The sequence below is a fragment of the Mycobacterium sp. 1245801.1 genome, from assembly GCF_001673055.1.
In the GTDB taxonomy this organism is placed as follows: Bacteria; Actinomycetota; Actinomycetes; order Mycobacteriales; family Mycobacteriaceae; genus Mycobacterium; species Mycobacterium europaeum_A.
The window spans coordinates 1-2,211 of the sequence record NZ_LZKY01000353.1 but is presented as its reverse complement, the minus strand read 5'-3'; the positions used below and the strand labels follow the sequence as shown (position 1 = coordinate 2,211).

The following is a 2,211-nucleotide window of genomic DNA, read 5'->3' as shown; positions in this document are numbered from 1 at the left end:
GCCGGCGCGCCATTGTTCGGCGTGGCGGTTGGCGGCGGCGAAAGTGAGCCGCCAGTCGTATCCGCGGGTCCAGTTATCGTCGGCGTACTTCTTGGCGCCGACGCCGAAGTGTTTGGCGAGTTGGCGGAGGGCGTCGGGCGGGATGCGGTCGTAGCGGGATTGACCGTAGTCGCCGTGCCAGACGCCGTGTGGCGCTTTGGGGTCGACGAGGCGGAATGCCTCCCATGCGGCGGCGATGAGGTGTGGCCAGTCGGTCGCGGCGTCAACTTCTTCGCCGGCCCAGAACCGCCAGGCGTGGTCCATCATGCGGGCGTACGATCCGGGTCGTCCACCGAACCCGCGGGTGCCGGCGTGAATCGCTAACCGCCGCAACGGTTCCGCCGGGATCAGGTCGTATCGTTCGTCGTTGCCGGCTTTCTGGCCGCCGGTGGCGGAGGTGTGGACGGTTTCGCCTGTGCTCATGGTTGGTGCTCCTGGGTGTTGAGGTTGATGCGTATGTTGTCGGGGTGGGTGGCGAACACGTTCACGACGGTTTGGCCGGTGTCGTTGATGGAGAGTTGGACGAGGATGGTGTCTTCGAGGCGCCATGTTCGGCGGGCGCTGAGGGTGGGGTGTGTGTCGCTGGTGTTGGCTGCGACGCAACGGAATCCGCTCACGCTGCTTCCCTTTCGCGTATCAGGTCGCCGCGGCCGTACCGCTCCGCGCAGGTGCGACATTCGGCCATTCGTATGGGGTGGCCCGCGCCGTCGGCGTATCCTGCGTCGCCGCCGGGGAATTCGGTGTGTTCGATGTAGAGTTCGCCGGGTTGTATGACGTGGCAGCCGTATCGGATGGTGCGCGCTCGGCGGACGCGCTTGGTGTAGGTGCTCACCGCCTGTCCTGTTCGTCTTTTGCGATGCGGCCGGACCAGATCGTTCGGGAGTCTTTGTCCATCAGGACGATTTTGGCGCCTTCGGGAAGCCCCGTGACGCGCAGAAACCCGGGCTCTCCGGTCATCCCCATCGGACCCATCGGCCCTGTATCACCTCTCGGACCCCGCAGGCTGGACAACAGTCTGTCCTTGATTCGTTGCAGCCGTGATGGTTTCGGCTGTTCGTAGTCGGCGAACACCTCGTCGTCGTCGCAGAATGCGCAGTAGGTCATTTCGCGCGGACCTCGAGCACCGTCGGGAATGACGAGAAGAAGCCGACGCGGTAGCCGCCGGTTCGGATGTCGTACACCTTGCCGGCCTCGAGTTGGTTCCAGGTGTCCCAGTCGTTGTAGTTGCCGGCGAGGCTGCCCTTGACGTCGAAGGCCCCGCAGGTGGTGGAGACCCGCTTGACGCGCTGCAGGGCGCCGTCGTCGTCCTTCTCGTAAACCATGTCCTTGGCCTGGACGGTGCAGTCGGCGTGCCATTGCTGGTTCTGGAATGCGCACCCGGAAATGGTTGCGGCGGTGAGCGTTACGGCGGCAATGGTGTTGCGGATGTGCATTAGTCTTGTATCCCTTCGACTTTGCGCCAGTAGCCGACGGCGGGCCGGTCTGGGCATTTGATGATGATCTGTTTGCCGTAGCGGAGGGTGTCGCCGCCGTCTTGGCTGCGGATGTTGGTCGCGATGAAGCTGTGGGCGTAGTCGCGGTCGTAGGCGTCGCGGACGGTGATGGGTATGCGGATGCCGCCGCGTTGCCGGATGGTGCATTCGCCCATTTCGACGATCACGCCGTCGTCGGCCGGTGTGTACCAGCCGGGCTCGCGCCGGGCGGCGACTTCGCCCGCGATGCGGTATTCGGTGAGGCCGTTCCCGTCCGTGAATCCTTGGATCATGGTGACGGGGTCGTTGCTTGACGGTTCCGGTCTCACGCCGCCACCTCCGCGGCCTGGCGGCGGGCGCGGCGTTTCGCTTTGCGGGCCTCATGCGCGCGCACCTTGCGGTTGTCGCGACGTTGCTGCGCGGTGAGGCGTTGGCAGCGCGAGCGGTTGGGGTTGTGTTCGCGGTCGCCGTTGGCGCGTGCGCGGCGGGCTGCGCGGCCGGTCAGCCAGCGCGGCTCGGGCTTTTCGTCGATGTGGCCCTTGTCGATGACGGCGGCCATCGCTTCGAGGGTGGGGATGGTCATGGAATGTGTTGCCTTTCAGTCGGTGCCGGGTTGGAATAGGCCGTGGCCGCAGTTGCCGCAGCGGGCGTCGGCCAGGCCGTAGCAGCTGGGGTCGATGGTCGCGATGCAGCCGCGGCG

General features: G+C 65.9%; 6 protein-coding genes. All 6 read right to left on the bottom strand.

Annotated features, from left to right (window positions below; all coding sequences use genetic code 11):
* Nucleotides 1-462, bottom strand: a 462-nt coding sequence (locus A5622_RS22035; RefSeq protein ID WP_066881211.1) for a dATP/dGTP diphosphohydrolase domain-containing protein, incomplete at its 3' end; no start/stop codon positions are given.
* Nucleotides 459-656 carry a hypothetical protein gene (locus tag A5622_RS22030; RefSeq protein WP_066881209.1) on the bottom strand — a complete coding sequence of 66 codons (198 nt, stop codon included), beginning with the start codon at nucleotides 654-656 and terminating at the stop codon, nucleotides 459-461. The genes A5622_RS22035 and A5622_RS22030, both read right to left, overlap by 4 nt.
* Before the next feature lie 211 nt (nucleotides 657-867).
* Complete coding sequence (locus A5622_RS22020) at nucleotides 868-1,143, bottom strand: hypothetical protein (protein ID WP_066881205.1); 276 nt, start codon at nucleotides 1,141-1,143, stop codon at nucleotides 868-870.
* Nucleotides 1,140-1,472: a hypothetical protein gene (locus tag A5622_RS22015; RefSeq protein WP_156753049.1), complete on the bottom strand. Its 333-nt coding sequence runs from the start codon at nucleotides 1,470-1,472 to the stop codon at nucleotides 1,140-1,142. Before A5622_RS22015 ends, A5622_RS22020 begins: the two co-directional genes overlap by 4 nt.
* Nucleotides 1,472-1,840, bottom strand: coding sequence for a hypothetical protein (locus A5622_RS22010; RefSeq protein WP_156753048.1), 369 nt, complete (start codon nucleotides 1,838-1,840; stop codon nucleotides 1,472-1,474). Before A5622_RS22010 ends, A5622_RS22015 begins: the two co-directional genes overlap by 1 nt.
* On the bottom strand, nucleotides 1,837-2,094 hold the full coding sequence (locus A5622_RS22005) for a hypothetical protein (protein ID WP_066881201.1): 258 nt from the start codon (nucleotides 2,092-2,094) through the stop codon (nucleotides 1,837-1,839). The genes A5622_RS22010 and A5622_RS22005 overlap by 4 nt, the downstream gene beginning before the upstream one ends.
* Between the last annotated feature and the right edge of the window lie 117 nt (nucleotides 2,095-2,211).